Here is a 15,959-nt window from a genome sequence, read left to right as displayed (position 1 = left end):
GATAAGCGAAGTTGAATGATGTCTTCTGAATTAAGGACGCAAATCCAAGCGATCAGATCCATCCCGCGTGAAGTCAAATGTAGAAACCCAATCCAGGATATCAATCTGATTGCGCATTTCTGCAGGGAAAGCTCCGAAGGGGGCAGAAGCACGAACAATCGCTAAGGCCTGGCGATCTAACTCAGGATTGCCAGAGCTTCGTCCAATACTCAAACCATCCTTACCCTGAGCATTATTGGCAATGCGTCCTTGGGCATCCACACTAAGGACAATCACCAAACTGCCATATAAGGGGCGACCGTTGGCCCGCGGGAAAAATGCGCTGCCATAAGCCTCTATCTTTTGACGCATCGCATCGTAATACTGTGCAAATACGACCGCCTTTGTACTAGCACCAGTCATGACCTTACGTCGAGGCTCGCGACCATTGACCTGTAAACGCTTGGCTAGCTCAGCCTCCAAAGAGTTCAATTGGGATGCAGTTTTTTTCTCATCACCACTTTTACGACCACCTGACAACGCTCGATCTGCTTCGAGCTTGGCTAGCATTTGTTTCTGCTGTTTTTCTAAAACCTCGAGACGCGCATCCGCGCCCAACCTCGCTCGATGGAGCGCACTAGCATCTTGATTGGGGGTATTACCGCCTCCATGCAAATCCGCTTGCGCTAATTTATTGGCCTGCTTAGGTGCCACTTGATTACTAGCATTCACTAAGACAACACTGAGTGGCGTATTTAAACGACGATTTTCTATTTCTCCCATGCCCCAGCGGAACGATAGAAAAATAAGGTGGGCCAAAATCGAGAGGCCTAGGGCATAGCGAAATGGGTAGCGGCGCCAACCAGCATCTAAGCGCACTACTAGCTGAGTCAGCTTAGGTGGGACTTGCATCACTCTCAGGAACCTCTGGAGTTTCTATATGAAGCACTCGAACCCCTGCTGTGAGCTGCAGAAGATCAATATCAGCAATACTGACTTCAGCTCGAGTCATACGTGGATGGGTCGCCAACTCTGGAACTGGAAGATGCAATGGGACTGGCTCTACTCGGGACATGCCTTCCTTAAGATGTCTCACAAAAACTTGCTTAGGAACTTCGTCTTGAGTAGCCCAGCGTAAGCACCAATATTTCTCAAGGCGATCTTGATATTCACCATAGGCTGAATAGCAAGCTTCAAAATCAGCAGCGATACCCATTAATGCCGCATCTCGCGGAGGAAACGGCGCCACCATCTTAGCGGTAATGCCATGTTTAGCTATAGCGATTAACTGCCATTGATTCACCAAATCTGAATAGCGGCGCAATGGAGACGTGCACCAGGCGTAATACTCCAAACCCAATCCTTCATGTGGACCAGGAGTTGTCTGCATACGCGTGCGTAAGGGGCCCCAACCCTTTTGAGTACGGAACAAACCAGGTATCCCATGATCTGCTAACAAGCGTCCTGAGGCACTATTACAATAAATCATCCACTCAGCAACGATGGTATCGAGGATGGAGCCGCGTTGACGAGGAGTAATGTCTACCCGCCGCACACCATCAACTTCTTTAATTTGAAAATGAAAGTCTCTCGCTAAGGCATTGGGATCCAAGACCCCTAATTGCTCAGGACGCAAACCATTCACTACACGCTGCTCCTGGCGCCCTGCATGCAATAACTTTGCTGCGGCCCACAACACACTGAGCTCTTGACGATAAGCATAGTCAGCCGATTCATCTGCCAAACTTTCTTCTGTTACCAGATGCTCTAAATTCTCAAGGCGAAGATTTGCCCCCATCGGAACCATCTCGGCACGCAACTGCAAGGAGTCTTTATCTAGCACTCCGGTCGAATCGATATCGACATAGATTGATAAGGCCGGACGAGCAGCGCCTTCATCTAATGAAAACTGCGAAATCACCGTATCGGGCAACATCGTAATTTTGTCGCCAGGGAAATACACGGTAGACATGCGAGTACGTGCAACTTTATCTAAAGCATCATCCTTAGCGATCACCAAGCCAGGTGCCGCAATATGAATACCGATACGATGTCCGCCACCCTCGAGCGTAGTGGCTGATAAAGCATCATCAATTTCAGTAGTACCTGAGTCATCTATTGAGAACGCAGTGACTTCAGCGATAGGCAATTCTGAAATAGCAGCATCTAACGCAGCTTGATCCACCGCCAAACTTGGGTCATGCTCGGAGCCCTGTGGGAAATGCGCTTTTAAGAACATCCCCTGGTGATATTGCAAGGGTGAGTCAATCGCACCACAACGGATCATGAGCTGGGCAGGCGACTCTCCTGACTCAGTACACGCTGCAATCAATGCTTTATAGGCAGAGGTATTTTTATCCGGAGAAAATAAAAGTTGATGTGCTTGAGACTTGAGTGTTTCTGGAAAGACTCCAGCTACCAGTTCTTGTTGCCATGCAGTCTGCTGCTCTAATTCTTTTTGCTTGCGCTCGAGCGCAGCTAAACCAGCCTGCAGTTGCTCTAGTGGCGCCCTTTGAAAACGTCCGCGCCCTTTGCGACGGAAAAATACTGGCGCGCCCTGCAATGCAATGGCTAATGCAGTCTGTTGCGCTACGCTAGCTTGTGCGCCGAAGTACTCTTGAGCAACATCTACTAAACCAAATTCTTCATCAGGGGCACAGTCCCATAAAAACTGCAGATCAATCTCTTTGGATAAAGTGCTTGCCTCATCCATTAAGGCTTGAGGTTCTGGCTTTTCAAAACGGAGCCAAACTTCTTTAGCCTTTAACTTAATCTTTTTCCCAGACAGACTAGTTGCCTGCCAAGATTCAGCATCGCCAGCGCCTGAGGCAGACTGGACTGTGGCGACCTTGATGTCGCCACCCTCTTCGTATAAAAGATGCATTGTTAGAGTGAGATCCCGCCGCTGGCCTCAAGTGCAACACCATTCACATAACTAGCTTCATCACTCGCCAAGAATAAATACACGTTCGCCATTTCTTCTGGAGTGCCCAAGCGACCCAACCAACTGCGCCTTTCAATATCTTTCAAAATATTTTCTGGCATAGCTTTGACCATCTCAGTGGCAATAAACCCTGGGCATACTGCATTTACCCGAATACCTTTTGGACCTAATTCACGCGCCCAGGTTTTAGTGAATCCAATCACTCCAAACTTCGTAGCTGAATAATTTGTCTGACCGAAGTTTCCATAAATGCCGACAACGCTAGAGGCGTTGACGACAGCGCCCTTACCAGCCTCCAGCATATGTGGAACGACCAACTGCGTGCAATTGAAGACACCCTTCAAATTGACATCAATCACCGTATCAAACTGTGCTTCGGTCATTTTGACTAAGCGTGCATCTTGCGTGATGCCAGCATTGTTAATCAAAATATCAATACGGCCGTGGCGCTGCATAGTTTGATCAACAGCCGCTTCAATACTCGTACGATCAGTCACGTTCATGACATAGGCTTCTGAGTTAGGAATGAGATCTGATGCAGCTTTAACCGCCTCGGGATTGACATCCGCAATCATGACCTTTGCGCCTTCTTGCGCAAAACGTTTTGCAGTCGCAAGGCCAATGCCTTTCGCAGCACCAGTAATGATGGCTACTTTATCTTTTAGTCTCATACTCATTACTTTGCTTTCTCTTGTATTGCAGTCAATATTTTTTGGTGCACTCCACCAAAGCCACCATTGCTCATCACCAGAATATGATCGCCAGGCTTGGCTTCATTTGTAACAGCCTTAACTAAAGCAGCTAGATCATCAAAGGCTGCAGCACGATTGTCACTTTTTGCATTTAATGGGGCTAAGACTTCATTTAAGTCCCAGCCTAAGGAATCCTTACCAGCGCTTGCGCCGTAAGCAAAAATCTTATCAGCAGCTTCTAGACTATGAGGTAGTTGCGCTTTCATGACACCCAGCTTCATCGTATTGGAACGAGGTTCTAATACTGCCAAAATTCGTGACTGCCCTATGCGGCGACGTAAGCCATCTACAGTAGTAATAATTGCGGTTGGGTGGTGCGCAAAGTCATCGTAAACGGTTACATCATTTGCTACGCCAATCGTCTCTAAACGACGCTTCACATTTTTAAACTCAGCTAAAGCGCGTGCGGCATCGGCTGGTGAAATACCAATATGATTTGCTGACGCAATAGCTGCCAATGCATTGAGCTGATTATGTCGACCCATGACACCAGAGTCTGGGGCCCACGCGACCGTTGCAACTTCTTTACCCTCTTGCAAAACAATAAAACCATCAGCATCTTGAGAAATCAAAGACCAGGCATTGTGTTTATCTTGACCAAACTTTTCAACAGGCGCCCAAGCGCCACGTGCTATGACTCTTTCTAATGCGGGCTCTTCGCCGTTGACGACCACGAGACCATTACCCGGTACTGTGCGCACTAAATGATGAAACTGGGTTTCGATTGCAGCAAGATCAGCAAAAATATCGGCGTGATCAAACTCGAGATTATTTAATAAAGCGGTACGCGGGCGATAGTGAACAAACTTACTACGCTTATCAAAAAACGCCGTATCGTATTCATCGGCCTCGATTACGAAATATTGACTCTCGCCTAAGCGGGCCGATACCGTGAAATTCAATGGCACTCCACCAATCAAATAACCGGGCTTGTAATGATTGAACTCTAAGATCCAGGCCAGCATGGCAGAGGTGGTGGTTTTGCCATGCGTACCGGCAACAGCCAAAACATGTCTACCAAAAAGAACTTGCTCACCCAGCCACTGAGGGCCTGATGTGTAAGGAAGACCTTGATTCAGAATAGCTTCCATCAGTGGATTGCCACGAGAAACGACATTACCAATCACAAATAAATCCGGCATCGTCTCAAACTGTAATAATTGATCCGGTGAGAATCCCTCAATGAGCTCAATGCCCTGCGCTTCAAGCTGCGTGCTCATCGGTGGATATACGTTGGCATCACAGCCAGTTACACGGTGTCCGGCCTGCCGAGCGATTGCGGCAATGCCGCCCATGAAAGTACCGCAAATGCCCAAGATATGAATATGCATTGGGGAATTTTAGCTAAGGAGCAGCAATGAATCGAAGACAGTGGGTGAGCATCATTGGATTTAGCCTCGTAGCCCTTGCTGCAGGAGTGGCGACCTCGCAATGGATCTTCAGATCAGAGCTTGCAGATGACCCTGCTATCAAGGCCTTTTTTGCCAACCTATGGCAAACACCGGATGGAAAATCAGTTGATACCGAACAATGGCGCGGAAAAGTGCTCGTGGTGAACTTCTGGGCATCCTGGTGCCCTCCCTGCGTTGAAGAAATGCCCACTTTGGATAAATTACAAGCAGAGTTCAAGAGCCAAAATGTCTTATTTGTCGGTATTGGCATCGATTCACCCTCTAATATTCGTCAATTCCTAGAAATGACCCCAGTTTCTTACCCAGTTGTGATTGGCGGACTTGAGGGCAGTAATATCTCGAAGCAGATGGGGAATGCCCAAGGTGCACTTCCTTACACCGTCATTATTAATTCTCAAGGCAAGTCTACTAGCAGCAAATTAGGAAAGATAAGCGAAGAAGAGCTCAGAAGTGTAATTAAATCAGCTTTATAAGACTTTTTAAATGATCTTTGCAATCACCATTGCGGTCAACATGAGCAGTTTTTGAGCTGAATATTGCAGTATTTACACTTCAAAGCATAAAAAATAGTGAGTTTATTGGGTCATTTTTGGGCTTAGGACAGCACTCCGGAGGTATACTTTAAGTGCAAGATGAAGAAGATTCATCATTGAATAAGCAGTTTTCAGAGGAAAGCTTTATCTCCGTAATAAAACCTAACTGCCTCTAAAAATATCGATCTATGTCGAAAAATACTTCAATTCTCGTTATCCAAGGCCCCAACCTCAATCTGTTGGGAACCCGTGAGCCAGAGGTTTACGGCAAAACTACCATGGAAGATATTCATACAAAGCTAGGTGCGATCGCCAAATCCCACTCAGTTGATTTATCTACCTTCCAAAGTAACCATGAAGGCGAGCTGATTGACCGAGTTCAAAAGGCCAAACAAGATGGGGTGGATTTCATCATCATCAATCCAGGCGCTTTTACCCATACCAGCGTTGCCTTGCGTGATGCACTGGCTGGGGTTGCCATCCCTTTTACTGAAGTACACCTGTCTAATATTCATCAACGTGAGGAGTTCCGCAAACACTCCTACCTGTCTGATATTGCTACCGGCGTTATCTGCGGTTTGGGCGCCATTGGTTACGAATTGGCTCTCCAAGCAGCTATTGCACGTTTACAAAAATAAAGATTTATTCAGAATTACCCGAGAGGAAGCCTTTCCATGGACCTAAGAAAACTTAAAACCCTAATCGACCTTGTTTCTGAATCAGGAATTTCTGAATTAGAAGTCAATGAAGGTGAAGACCGTGTTCGCATTGTGAATGCCGGCTCTCCCGCTCCTGCAGGTCAACTGGTTTACGCCAATCCAGCGCCTGCTCAAGCTACGCAAGCCGCTCCTGCGGCTGCACCAAATATCGAGGAAGCGCCTGCTGAAACTGGTTTTATTGCTCGCTCACCAATGGTGGGCACTTTCTATCGCGCCCCAAACCCCGAGTCTCCGGATTTCGTAAAAGTTGGCGACACCGTCAAAGTGGGTCAAACGCTGTGCATTATTGAAGCGATGAAACTTCTCAATGAAATTGAGTCTGAGCAAGCAGGCGTTATTAAGCAAATTCTGTGTGAAAACGGTCAAGGCGTTGAATTTGATCAACCGCTGTTCATCATCGCTTAATAGATCTCCCTTAGATCTATTCCAATCCACCGTTATTTAACTCAGAGCCGACATGTTCGATAAGATTCTGATTGCCAATCGCGGAGAAATTGCTCTCCGCATCCAACGCGCATGTCGCGAGTTGGGAATTAAAACTGTGGTGGTCTACTCAACCGCAGACAAAGAAGCTAAATATGTAAAGCTTGCAGATGAAGCAGTCTGTATTGGGCCTGCGCCATCACCACTGAGCTATCTCAATATGCCGGCCATCATTTCAGCGGCGGAAGTAACGGATGCTGAAGCAATTCATCCTGGCTACGGTTTTCTCTCTGAGAACGCCGATTTTGCAGAACGCGTTGAGAAATCCGGCTTTGCATTTATTGGTCCCACTGCAACTTCAATTCGCTTGATGGGTGATAAGGTTTCAGCCAAGCGCGCCATGATCAAAGCAGGTGTTCCTTGCGTTCCAGGCTCTGAAGGCGCCTTACCAAGCAATCCTAAAGAAATTATTGCTACCGCCAAAAAAGTAGGTTATCCAGTCATCATTAAGGCTGCTGGCGGTGGTGGTGGTCGTGGCATGCGTGTTGTGCATACCGAAGCCGCCCTTCTCAATGCGGTCAATATGACTAAAGAAGAAGCGGGTCGTGCTTTTGGTAATCCCGAAGTCTACATGGAGAAGTTTTTAGAAAAGCCTCGCCACGTAGAGATCCAGATTTTGGCTGATACCCATGGCAATGCCATTTGGTTAGGTGAACGTGATTGCTCCATGCAACGTCGCCACCAAAAAGTGATTGAGGAAGCTCCGGCACCTGGCATTGATCGCCGTGCCATCGCCAAAATTGGTGAGCGCTGTGCTGAAGCCTGTAGAAAAATTGGTTACCGTGGTGCTGGTACTTTCGAGTTTTTGTATGAAGATGGCGAATTCTTCTTTATTGAGATGAACACCCGTGTTCAAGTAGAGCATCCAGTCACCGAAATGATTACAGGCGTTGATATTGTTCAAGAACAAATTCGCATCGCTGCCGGCTTAAAACTCAGCTATCGCCAAAAAGACATTGTTTTCCGTGGTCATGCCATCGAATGCCGTCTGAATGCAGAAGACCCATTCAAGTTCACACCAAGCCCAGGAAAAATTGGTTCATTCCACATGCCAGGTGGTCCTGGGATTCGTGTCGACTCACATGCCTATAGTGGTTATGTAGTGCCGTCCAATTACGACTCTATGATTGGCAAGTTGATTGCTTACGGCAATACTCGCGAGCAAGCGATTCGCCGTATGCAGATTGCGCTTTCTGAGATGGTGATCGATGGCATAACAACCAATGTGCCACTGCACCGTGAACTCATGCTCGATCCGAACTTCATCGAAGGCGGAACCAGTATTCACTATTTGGAGCATCGCCTCGAAGAGCAAGCCGCTAGTCGCGGTAAGCCCTGAGTTGCAGATCAGCTGATGCCAATCTGGAGTAAGCATGTCCTATCGTGAACTGATTTTCACGGTCCCAGCAGAGATTGCAGAGCCTTTAGGCGATGCTTTGCTGGAAGTGGGCGCACTCTCAGTCACTGTTGAAGATGATGCCGCAGGTGGTTACGATGAAAACCCACTCTATGGCGAGCCAGGACTCTCACCAGAAGTTCAAGCTTGGGATCGATCTTCTGTAACTGCACTATTCAATCCAGAAATGGATGACTCTGATGCAGCAAACTTTATCCCCGAGCTTCTCGCATCCCTCCAGGAAGCAGGATTCAATCTCCCAACCCCGCAAGAAAAGATTGTTGAAGAACAAGATTGGGTTCGCTTAACCCAAAGTCAATTTGCTCCGATTCAGATTGGTGAGCGTATTTGGGTAGTACCTTCTTGGCATGAAGCGCCCACCGACCCCAACGCAATTTGTTTGGCGGTCGACCCAGGCTTGGCATTTGGTACCGGCAGTCACCCTACTACGCACCTTTGCTTACTTTGGCTTGAAAAAAACACCATGCTTGCGAACCAAAGTTTGCTCGATTACGGTTGCGGATCTGGAATTTTGGCCATTGCCGCTGCGAAACTGGGATGCAAGCCAGTAGTTGGCACTGATATCGATCCACAAGCGATGGTTGCAGCACGTAGCAATGCGGAAATCAACAAGACAGTCATTCGATTTGTCCTGCCTAACGAAAATGCACCAGAACTCGCATCAGAAACCAAATACGACATCGTGATGGCTAATATTTTGGCCAATCCGCTACAAGTTCTAGCGCCAGCCTTAGTAAACAAGATGCGCCCTGGTGGAAAAATTGTTCTCTCAGGTGTTCTGGCTCGTCAAGCAGAGGAAGTCATTGCAACTTATAGTCAATGGTTAACCCTATCTATCTGGAAAGAGAGTGAAGGTTGGGTCTGCTTACACGGCACACTTCCAGAGCAGGGCGCTAAAGCGAGTTCAGTTGACAAAAATAGAGTTACTTCAGCTCTGACTCAAAAAAAAAGTCTTAAGTTAATCCTTCTCAGCCTTTTTTTCCTTTTGCTCATCATTGTTGGCGAGCACCTTTCTAGAAATTCTTTACTACCAACATTAGCAACGCGTGTTGATGGCAGCTCTTCTGCGATTGCAACAACGAGTTTTTCTCTTTTGCAGAAGTTGGATCAACAATTGTGTCGCGCACTAGGGTGTGTAAATCGCTCTGTAAGCGATTTTGCTGCTTGGAAAATAACTTCGGTTACTCTTTCACCTGAAAACGCGCGAGAGGGCCTTAAAAACGCCTCAAATCAATCTGTGCTGCAAGTTGAAATACAAAATCGTCTTGCACTGCCTGTTTTATTCCCGAATTTAGAAATTTCTCTCACTGATGCAGAGGAATCTGAGATCAAAACGATTCGATTTACTCCGCAAGAATGGTTACCAAGCACTTGGCAAGAATCGCATCCTGATTTTTTACGTCAAGGCGCCCCTTCTGGTGAGATCTTTTCTTCTGCATTGCCGATTTCTCTTCTGCAAAACGCTGCGGGCTATCGTGTCAGAATTTTTTACCCTGAAAAATAGGTAGTAAATCCTATTTCACACTCATTCCAATTGAATTTCATTAGAAAGTAATTATTTATGGCCAGCCTGATCTGCGGTTCCATCGCTTACGACACCATCATGAACTTTGAAGGCAAATTTGCCGATCAAATCCTGCCAGAGCAGATTCATATCCTCAATGTCGCCTTCCTCGTTCCTACAATGCGTCGTGAATTCGGTGGTTGCGCAGGCAATATTGCTTACAACCTGAGCCTTCTTGGTGGCGACCCCATCATCATGGCAACCGTAGGCGGTGATGCAGCCCCCTATCTTGATCGCCTCAAACAATTAAAGATTGATGCAACGCACATTCGTCAAATTGAACAAGCATTCACCGCTCAAGCGATGATCACCACCGATCAAGCCAATAATCAAATTACTGCTTTTCATCCGGGTGCAATGGGTGAATCTCATCTCAACCAAGTTTCTGCAGTGATTGCTGAGCGCAGTAAGAATGCTAAAGGTGCCGCCAAATTCGGAATCGTTGCTCCGGATGGCCGCCAAGGGATGTGGGAACACTGTCACCAGTTAGCTGAAGCAGGGATTCCTTTTGTATTTGATCCGGGCCAAGGTTTACCGATGTTTAATGGTCCGGAACTCCTTGAGCTGGTAGATATTGCAAGCTATCTCGCCGTAAATGACTATGAAGGTGAAATGCTTTCTCAAAGAACTGGCCTGAGCCTGGCAAAAGTAGCTGAAAGAGTAAAAGCTTTGATTGTTACCAAGGGTGCTGAAGGTGCAGATATCTACTTTGAGGGTAAATGTATTGCGATTCCGCCGGTACCAGCAGCAAAAGTAGTTGATCCCACTGGGTGCGGTGATGCATTTCGGGGTGGATTGCTGTTTGGATTGGAAAATGGCATGGATTGGGAAACCACCGGCCGATTAGCTAGTTTGATGGGTTCAATCAAAATTACCCACCAGGGACCACAAAATCACCAAATGAGCAAAGATGATATCGCTGCTCAATTCAAATCCGCGTTTGGATTTGCCCTCTAAAGCCAATAATTACCTGAAGTAGCAATAAAAAAGGGATCTCGTGAGAGATCCCTTTGAACTTCACCCGCCTACAAGCAGGGCTTATGGGCGTGTGCCAGTTGGGAAGGGCCAAGCAGCGGCTGGATTCAACGTAGTTGAAACTGCAGCTTTTTTAGCCACGGGCTTTTTTACAGCTTTGCCCGCTTTCTTCGCAGCAGGCTTACTTACTTTTTTTTTGCAGCTACGCGCTTCTTAGCAGCAGGACGCTTTTTAGCAGCAGGCTTCTTAGCAGCAGCTTTTTTAGCAGCAGGCTTCTTAGCAGCAGCTTTTTTAGCAGCAGGCTTCTTAGCAGCAGCTTTTTTAGCAGCAGGCTTCTTAGCAGCAGCTTTTTTAGCAGCAGGACGCTTTTTAGCAGCAGCTTTTTTAGCAGCAGGCTTTTTAGCAGCAGCTTTTTTAGCAGCAGGCTTCTTAGCAGCTACTTTTTTCTTTGCAGCTGGTTTCTTTGCAGCAACTTTCTTCTTGGCGATTGCCATAGTAATGCTCCTTCACGTGAGGATTAGTACAAACTACCGATTAAGAAGACCCGACCATTCATTTCCGCCTGGTTTTGCAACCGATTGGAGCCGACGAGCGAGCCATTCATCGGCGCGCGGCTTGATACTAAGTGCTGCACGCTAATGAATCTTGGAAAAAAAGCCGTGACCCCAAAGGGTAACGGCTTCTTCAATATGCTGGAAAAAATAGAGAGAGTAGACCAGGCACCCTTGGACAAGGGTTTTCGGATTTGAGTCTGGTTTTGCTGACTTTTAAAACTATCCAACCGTCTAATCTCCTATTTAGCCGGCAATGCGCTTTTTAATTAACTACCTATTCCCAACTTAGCGCACCACCAGTTTGATACTCAATAACGCGTGTCTCAAAAAAGTTTCTCTCTTTTTTCAGATCAATCATTTCTGACATCCATGGGAATGGATTCTCTTCATTTGGGAACATCGCGTCAAGTCCTATTTGCAAACATCTGCGATTACAGATGTATCTTAGGTAACCTTTGAACATCGGCGCGTTCAATCCGAGCACTCCACGAGGCATCGTATCCTCTGCATAACGGTACTCTAATTCCACTGCTTTTTCGAAGATAGATTTGATCTCGTCTTTGAACGCAGAAGTCCATAACTGCGGGTTCTCCAGCTTGATTTGATTAATTAAATCAATACCAAAATTACAGTGCATTGACTCATCACGAAGGATGTATTGATACTGCTCAGCAGCACCCGTCATTTTGTTTTGGCGACCCATTGCAAGTATTTGCGTAAAACCAACATAAAAGAATAATCCTTCCATTACGCAGGCAAAAACGATCAATGATTTGAGCAGCATTTGATCAGTTTCTAATGTCCCGGTTTTGAAATTAGGGTCAGTCAACACATTAATAAATGGAATTAAGAACTGATCTTTGGCGCGAATAGACTCGATTTCGTTGTACGCATTAAAGATTTCGCTCTGATCTAAACCCAAAGATTCCACAATATATTGATAGGCGTGAGTATGAATTGCCTCCTCAAAAGCCTGACGCAATAGATATTGACGGCATTCTGGGGCAGTAATGTGGCGATAAGTACCTAAAACAATGTTGTTTGCCGCTAAAGAATCCGCGGTCGTGAAGAAACCAAGATTACGCTTAATGATGCGACGCTCATCTTCAGTTAAGCCATTGGGATCCTTCCAAAGCGCGATATCGCGATTCATATTGATCTCTTGTGGCATCCAATGGTTTGCACAACCAGCTAAGTATTTCTCCCAAGCCCACTTATATTTAAATGGAACCAGCTGATTCACGTCAGTCTTGGCATTGATCACACGCTTATCAGCAGCATTGACACGTAAAGCTGCGCCACTAGCTGAAGAAACAGCTTGTGCGGGTGGGGTCATGGCAACCTGGTCTGGCTGCGGACGTTGTACCTCAGCTACCACTGGCTGTGGTGTCAGCATGGCTGGTGCCAATGCGGGTGCGACTTCTTCTTCCCAATTCAACATAACTTTCTCCTAATTCTTATATTTTTATATCAGTTAGCAAAAGGCTTACTGACATGCTTCACATTCTTCAAATCCAGCATCTCCAGGGCGCATTGTGCAGGCTGGACCATCTAACTCTTGTGCTGATGCCGCATCTGTGCCGTTTACTCCACCACCGCTAGATACCGCATTTAACTGACCACTTGCAACCGTAGACTTCTCAACGTGCGTTGCAGCCATTGTGCGGAGGTAATAGGTAGTCTTTAAACCACGCAACCATGCCAATTTATACGTGTCATCCAATTTCTTGCCAGATGCACCACCCATGTAAATATTGAGTGACTGCGCCTGGTCAATCCACTTCTGACGACGTGAGGCAGCTTCAACCAACCAGCTTGGCTCCACTTCAAATGCTGTGGCATATAAATCACGCAAATCTTGTGGAACACGATCAATCTTGGACAAGGTACCGTCAAAGTACTTCAAATCCGCAATCATGACTTCATCCCAGAGGCCGCGATCTTTCAAATCACGAACCAAGTACTCGTTAACTACCGTGAACTCGCCTGAGAGGTTAGATTTCACAAACAAGTTTTGGAATGTCGGCTCAATACAAGCTGATACACCAATGATATTGGAAATCGTCGCTGTCGGTGCAATCGCAACGCAGTTGGAATTACGCATACCAAATTGCTTGATACGTGCACGTAAGCCATCCCAATTCATGGTGGAGGAGCTGTCTACTTCAAGATAACCGCCACGCTCTGCTGCCAATAAGGCCACTGAGTCTTGCGGGAGGATGCCACGATCCCATAGAGAGCCTGCATAGGTAGTGTAGACACCACGCTCTTCAGCCAACTCATTAGATGCTTGATAAGCGTAGTAGCACACCGCCTCCATTGAAGAATCTGCAAACTTCACTGCCTCTTCACTTGCGTAGGGAATGCGTTGCATATGCAGGCAATCCTGGAAGCCCATGATGCCCATACCAACTGGACGATGTTTCAAGTTAGAGTTACGCGCTTTAGCAACAGCGTAATAGTTGATGTCAATCACGTTATCCAACATCCGCATCGCAGTGCGAATTGTTTTCTGGAGCTTCTCGTGATCCAAAATCATCTTGCCAGATGCATCGGTAGTCATATGCGCTGTCAAGTTCACAGAACCTAAGTTACATACCGCAATTTCGCTCTCGTTTGTGTTCAGAGTGATCTCAGTACACAAATTAGAAGAGTGCACTACGCCAACATGTTGTTGCGGGCTACGAATGTTGCAAGGATCTTTAAATGTGATCCATGGATGGCCAGTTTCAAACAACATACCCAACATCTTGCGCCACAATTGCTGCGCAGGAATGCGTCGGAATGGTTTCAATTCACCAGCGTCTGCTTTTTTCTCATAGGCAACATACGCCTCTTCAAAAGCCTTACCGAATTTATCATGCAGATCAGGTGTATTTGAAGGTGAGAACAATGTCCACTCACCACCCTCCATTACGCGCTTCATGAACAAATCAGGGATCCAGTTGGAAGTATTCATATCATGCGTACGGCGACGATCATCACCGGTGTTCTTACGCAACTCCAGGAACTCTTCAATATCTAAGTGCCATGTCTCTAAATAGGCACAAACTGCGCCCTTACGCTTGCCACCTTGGTTCACTGCAACCGCTGTATCGTTCACCACTTTTAAGAATGGCACCACACCTTGTGACTTGCCGTTAGTGCCCTTGATATGACTTCCTAAGGCGCGTACGTTTGTCCAGTCATTACCTAAACCACCAGCAAACTTCGACAAGAGTGCATTCTCTTTCAAAGCTTCATAGATGCCATCAAGATCATCATCCACAGTTGTCAGGTAGCAGCTGGATAACTGAGGACGTGTAGTCGCTGAGTTAAACAAGGTTGGCGTACTGGACATGAAATCAAATGTAGAAAGGATTTCATAAAACTCGATTGCACGACGCTCACGATCCAACTCATTCAAAGACAAGCCCATTGCAACACGCATGAAAAATGCCTGTGGCATTTCAATACGGCGGTCTTCAATGTGCAAGAAATAACGGTCATACAAAGTTTGCAAACCGAGGTAGTTGAACTGCAAATCACGGCTCGCATTCAAAGCGGCGGCCAATCTTGGCAAGTCAAACTCACGCATACGTGGATCTAAGAGCTCAGCAGAAATACCTTCATTGATGTACTTGGCAAAATAGCTGCCGTACTCAGCCTGCATATCGCCTTGCAATACTTCGCGACCGAGGATTTCCTTACGAATCACGTGCATCAAGATACGAGCAGTTACTTGACTGTATGCAGGATCTTTTTCAATCAAAGTGCGTGATGCCAAAATAGCGGAGTCATACACCTGAGCCATTGGTACGCCATCGTACAAATTCTTGATAGTTTCAGTAATGATTGGGCTTGCATCAATGTTATTACCAAGGCCTTCACAGGCAGCTTCGATAATGGTGCGCAAGGCGGCCATATCTAATAACTTCTCAACACCGTTGTCCAACACCTTTAAACCTGGCTCAGCAGCCTGAGTAGATGCTTGTGTTTCTTGTGCAGTGGTCTGCTGTGCAGCACGCTCTTGATTGCGCTTTTCACGATAAAGAACATATGCACGAGCAACGTTGTGCTCACCACTGCGCATTAAGGCCAATTCCACTTGATCTTGAATATCTTCAATATGGAAAGTGCCACCATTTGGGCGGCTACGCAGTAAAGCACGAACTACTGCGTGGGTTAGTTGCTCAACTTGCTCACGTACACGAGCAGAAGCAGCGCCTTGACCGCCATTAACTGCTAGAAATGCTTTTGTAACTGCAATGGCGATTTTGGATGGCTCAAATGCCACCACTGAGCCATTTCGGCGAATAATCTTGTAATCAGACAATTGGGTAGCTTGGCCACCACCTACGCCACCAGCAACAAAGCCAGCAGATGGGGTTTGATTCATCGATTCAGAGGGGCTGATCCCCGGATTATTTGTGCCGGCAGTCTGTCCTGCTGTCTGGGGGTTGGCGTATGTCATATTTTTCCTGCTTTTATATAGTTATTTGGACAAAAATCATTAAAAAACAATAGGGTATTGCTGTGTTCAAACACTACATCTAGTGTTTTGAGGTGCATTGGACACTAAGTATAGGGAAATATTTAGAAATTAGTAAGACATTTCTGACGAATATTTATAAGTATTTTTCCCTAT

The 15,959-nt window shown here is 46.5% G+C and carries 13 protein-coding genes and 1 pseudogene; 7 read left to right on the top strand and 7 right to left on the bottom strand.

Annotation, left to right across the window (positions count from 1 at the left end; translation table 11 throughout):
• Positions 1 to 30: 30 nt before the first annotated feature.
• Genes C2747_RS01140 through mpl form a run of 4 tightly spaced genes read right to left on the bottom strand, consistent with a single transcriptional unit; the run spans position 31 to position 5,006 of the window.
• Complete coding sequence (locus C2747_RS01140; RefSeq protein WP_215333014.1) at positions 31 to 891, bottom strand: energy transducer TonB family protein; 861 nt, start codon at positions 889 to 891, stop codon at positions 31 to 33.
• Positions 875 to 2,863: a ribonuclease catalytic domain-containing protein gene (locus C2747_RS01135; protein WP_215331894.1), complete on the bottom strand. Its 1,989-nt coding sequence runs from the start codon at positions 2,861 to 2,863 to the stop codon at positions 875 to 877. The genes C2747_RS01140 and C2747_RS01135 overlap by 17 nt, the downstream gene beginning before the upstream one ends.
• Positions 2,864 to 2,865: 2 nt before the next feature.
• The gene (gene fabG, locus C2747_RS01130) at positions 2,866 to 3,594 is read right to left on the bottom strand and encodes a 3-oxoacyl-ACP reductase FabG (RefSeq protein ID WP_215333013.1); all 729 of its coding nucleotides are present in this window, start codon (positions 3,592 to 3,594) and stop codon (positions 2,866 to 2,868) included.
• Between the two features lie 5 nt (positions 3,595 to 3,599).
• Positions 3,600 to 5,006 carry a UDP-N-acetylmuramate:L-alanyl-gamma-D-glutamyl-meso-diaminopimelate ligase gene (gene mpl, locus C2747_RS01125; protein ID WP_215331893.1) on the bottom strand — a complete coding sequence of 469 codons (1,407 nt, stop codon included), beginning with the start codon at positions 5,004 to 5,006 and terminating at the stop codon, positions 3,600 to 3,602.
• 26 nt (positions 5,007 to 5,032) lie between these two features.
• Between mpl and C2747_RS01120 the strand changes: the two genes are divergently transcribed.
• From C2747_RS01120 to C2747_RS01095, 7 genes and pseudogenes are all read left to right on the top strand, one after another.
• Positions 5,033 to 5,560, top strand: a complete 528-nt coding sequence (locus C2747_RS01120) for a TlpA family protein disulfide reductase (protein WP_215331892.1) — start codon at positions 5,033 to 5,035, stop codon at positions 5,558 to 5,560.
• 248 nt (positions 5,561 to 5,808) lie between these two features.
• Complete coding sequence (aroQ, locus tag C2747_RS01115; protein WP_215331891.1) at positions 5,809 to 6,258, top strand: type II 3-dehydroquinate dehydratase; 450 nt, start codon at positions 5,809 to 5,811, stop codon at positions 6,256 to 6,258.
• A gap of 36 nt (positions 6,259 to 6,294) precedes the next feature.
• Complete coding sequence (gene accB, locus C2747_RS01110; protein ID WP_215331890.1) at positions 6,295 to 6,744, top strand: acetyl-CoA carboxylase biotin carboxyl carrier protein; 450 nt, start codon at positions 6,295 to 6,297, stop codon at positions 6,742 to 6,744.
• A gap of 52 nt (positions 6,745 to 6,796) precedes the next feature.
• Complete coding sequence (accC, locus tag C2747_RS01105; RefSeq protein ID WP_215331889.1) at positions 6,797 to 8,161, top strand: acetyl-CoA carboxylase biotin carboxylase subunit; 1,365 nt, start codon at positions 6,797 to 6,799, stop codon at positions 8,159 to 8,161.
• A 34-nt stretch (positions 8,162 to 8,195) separates the two neighbouring features.
• A pseudogene (prmA, locus tag C2747_RS10540) lies at positions 8,196 to 9,125 on the top strand (50S ribosomal protein L11 methyltransferase); the annotation flags it as partial.
• Positions 9,126 to 9,224: 99 nt separating this feature from the next.
• On the top strand, positions 9,225 to 9,743 hold the full coding sequence (locus C2747_RS10535) for a DUF3426 domain-containing protein (RefSeq protein ID WP_251374841.1): 519 nt from the start codon (positions 9,225 to 9,227) through the stop codon (positions 9,741 to 9,743).
• 57 nt (positions 9,744 to 9,800) lie between these two features.
• The gene (locus C2747_RS01095; protein ID WP_215331887.1) at positions 9,801 to 10,760 is read left to right on the top strand and encodes a carbohydrate kinase family protein; all 960 of its coding nucleotides are present in this window, start codon (positions 9,801 to 9,803) and stop codon (positions 10,758 to 10,760) included.
• A gap of 203 nt (positions 10,761 to 10,963) precedes the next feature.
• Here C2747_RS01095 and C2747_RS01090 read toward each other — a convergent pair whose 3' ends face one another.
• The 3 genes from C2747_RS01090 to C2747_RS01080 form a co-directional block, all read right to left on the bottom strand.
• Positions 10,964 to 11,272 carry a hypothetical protein gene (locus C2747_RS01090; RefSeq protein WP_433915499.1) on the bottom strand — a complete coding sequence of 103 codons (309 nt, stop codon included), beginning with the start codon at positions 11,270 to 11,272 and terminating at the stop codon, positions 10,964 to 10,966.
• 334 nt (positions 11,273 to 11,606) lie between these two features.
• Positions 11,607 to 12,773 carry a ribonucleotide-diphosphate reductase subunit beta gene (locus tag C2747_RS01085; protein ID WP_215331886.1) on the bottom strand — a complete coding sequence of 389 codons (1,167 nt, stop codon included), beginning with the start codon at positions 12,771 to 12,773 and terminating at the stop codon, positions 11,607 to 11,609.
• A gap of 45 nt (positions 12,774 to 12,818) precedes the next feature.
• A complete protein-coding gene (locus tag C2747_RS01080; protein WP_433915508.1) occupies positions 12,819 to 15,710 on the bottom strand; it encodes a ribonucleoside-diphosphate reductase subunit alpha in 2,892 nt (963 codons plus the stop codon).
• Positions 15,711 to 15,959 lie beyond the last annotated feature (249 nt).

Origin of the sequence: Polynucleobacter corsicus (genome assembly GCF_018688255.1) — a bacterium.
GTDB lineage: Bacteria > Pseudomonadota > Gammaproteobacteria > Burkholderiales > Burkholderiaceae > Polynucleobacter > Polynucleobacter corsicus.
This window is presented reverse-complemented; position numbering and strand designations above follow the sequence as displayed.

Coding starts and splice junctions, on each gene's coding strand:
- C2747_RS01085 (WP_215331886.1), bottom strand. CDS start 12,773: ATGTTGAATTGGGAAGAAGAAGTCGCACCCGCATTGGCACCAGCCATG.
- C2747_RS01095 (WP_215331887.1), top strand. CDS start 9,801: ATGGCCAGCCTGATCTGCGGTTCCATCGCTTACGACACCATCATGAAC.
- fabG (WP_215333013.1), bottom strand. CDS start 3,594: ATGAGACTAAAAGATAAAGTAGCCATCATTACTGGTGCTGCGAAAGGC.
- C2747_RS01135 (WP_215331894.1), bottom strand. CDS start 2,863: ATGCATCTTTTATACGAAGAGGGTGGCGACATCAAGGTCGCCACAGTC.
- C2747_RS01140 (WP_215333014.1), bottom strand. CDS start 891: ATGCAAGTCCCACCTAAGCTGACTCAGCTAGTAGTGCGCTTAGATGCT.
- C2747_RS01120 (WP_215331892.1), top strand. CDS start 5,033: ATGAATCGAAGACAGTGGGTGAGCATCATTGGATTTAGCCTCGTAGCC.
- C2747_RS01080 (WP_433915508.1), bottom strand. CDS start 15,710: ATGAATCAAACCCCATCTGCTGGCTTTGTTGCTGGTGGCGTAGGTGGT.
- aroQ (WP_215331891.1), top strand. CDS start 5,809: ATGTCGAAAAATACTTCAATTCTCGTTATCCAAGGCCCCAACCTCAAT.
- C2747_RS01090 (WP_433915499.1), bottom strand. CDS start 11,272: ATGGCAATCGCCAAGAAGAAAGTTGCTGCAAAGAAACCAGCTGCAAAG.
- accC (WP_215331889.1), top strand. CDS start 6,797: ATGTTCGATAAGATTCTGATTGCCAATCGCGGAGAAATTGCTCTCCGC.
- mpl (WP_215331893.1), bottom strand. CDS start 5,006: ATGCATATTCATATCTTGGGCATTTGCGGTACTTTCATGGGCGGCATT.
- accB (WP_215331890.1), top strand. CDS start 6,295: ATGGACCTAAGAAAACTTAAAACCCTAATCGACCTTGTTTCTGAATCA.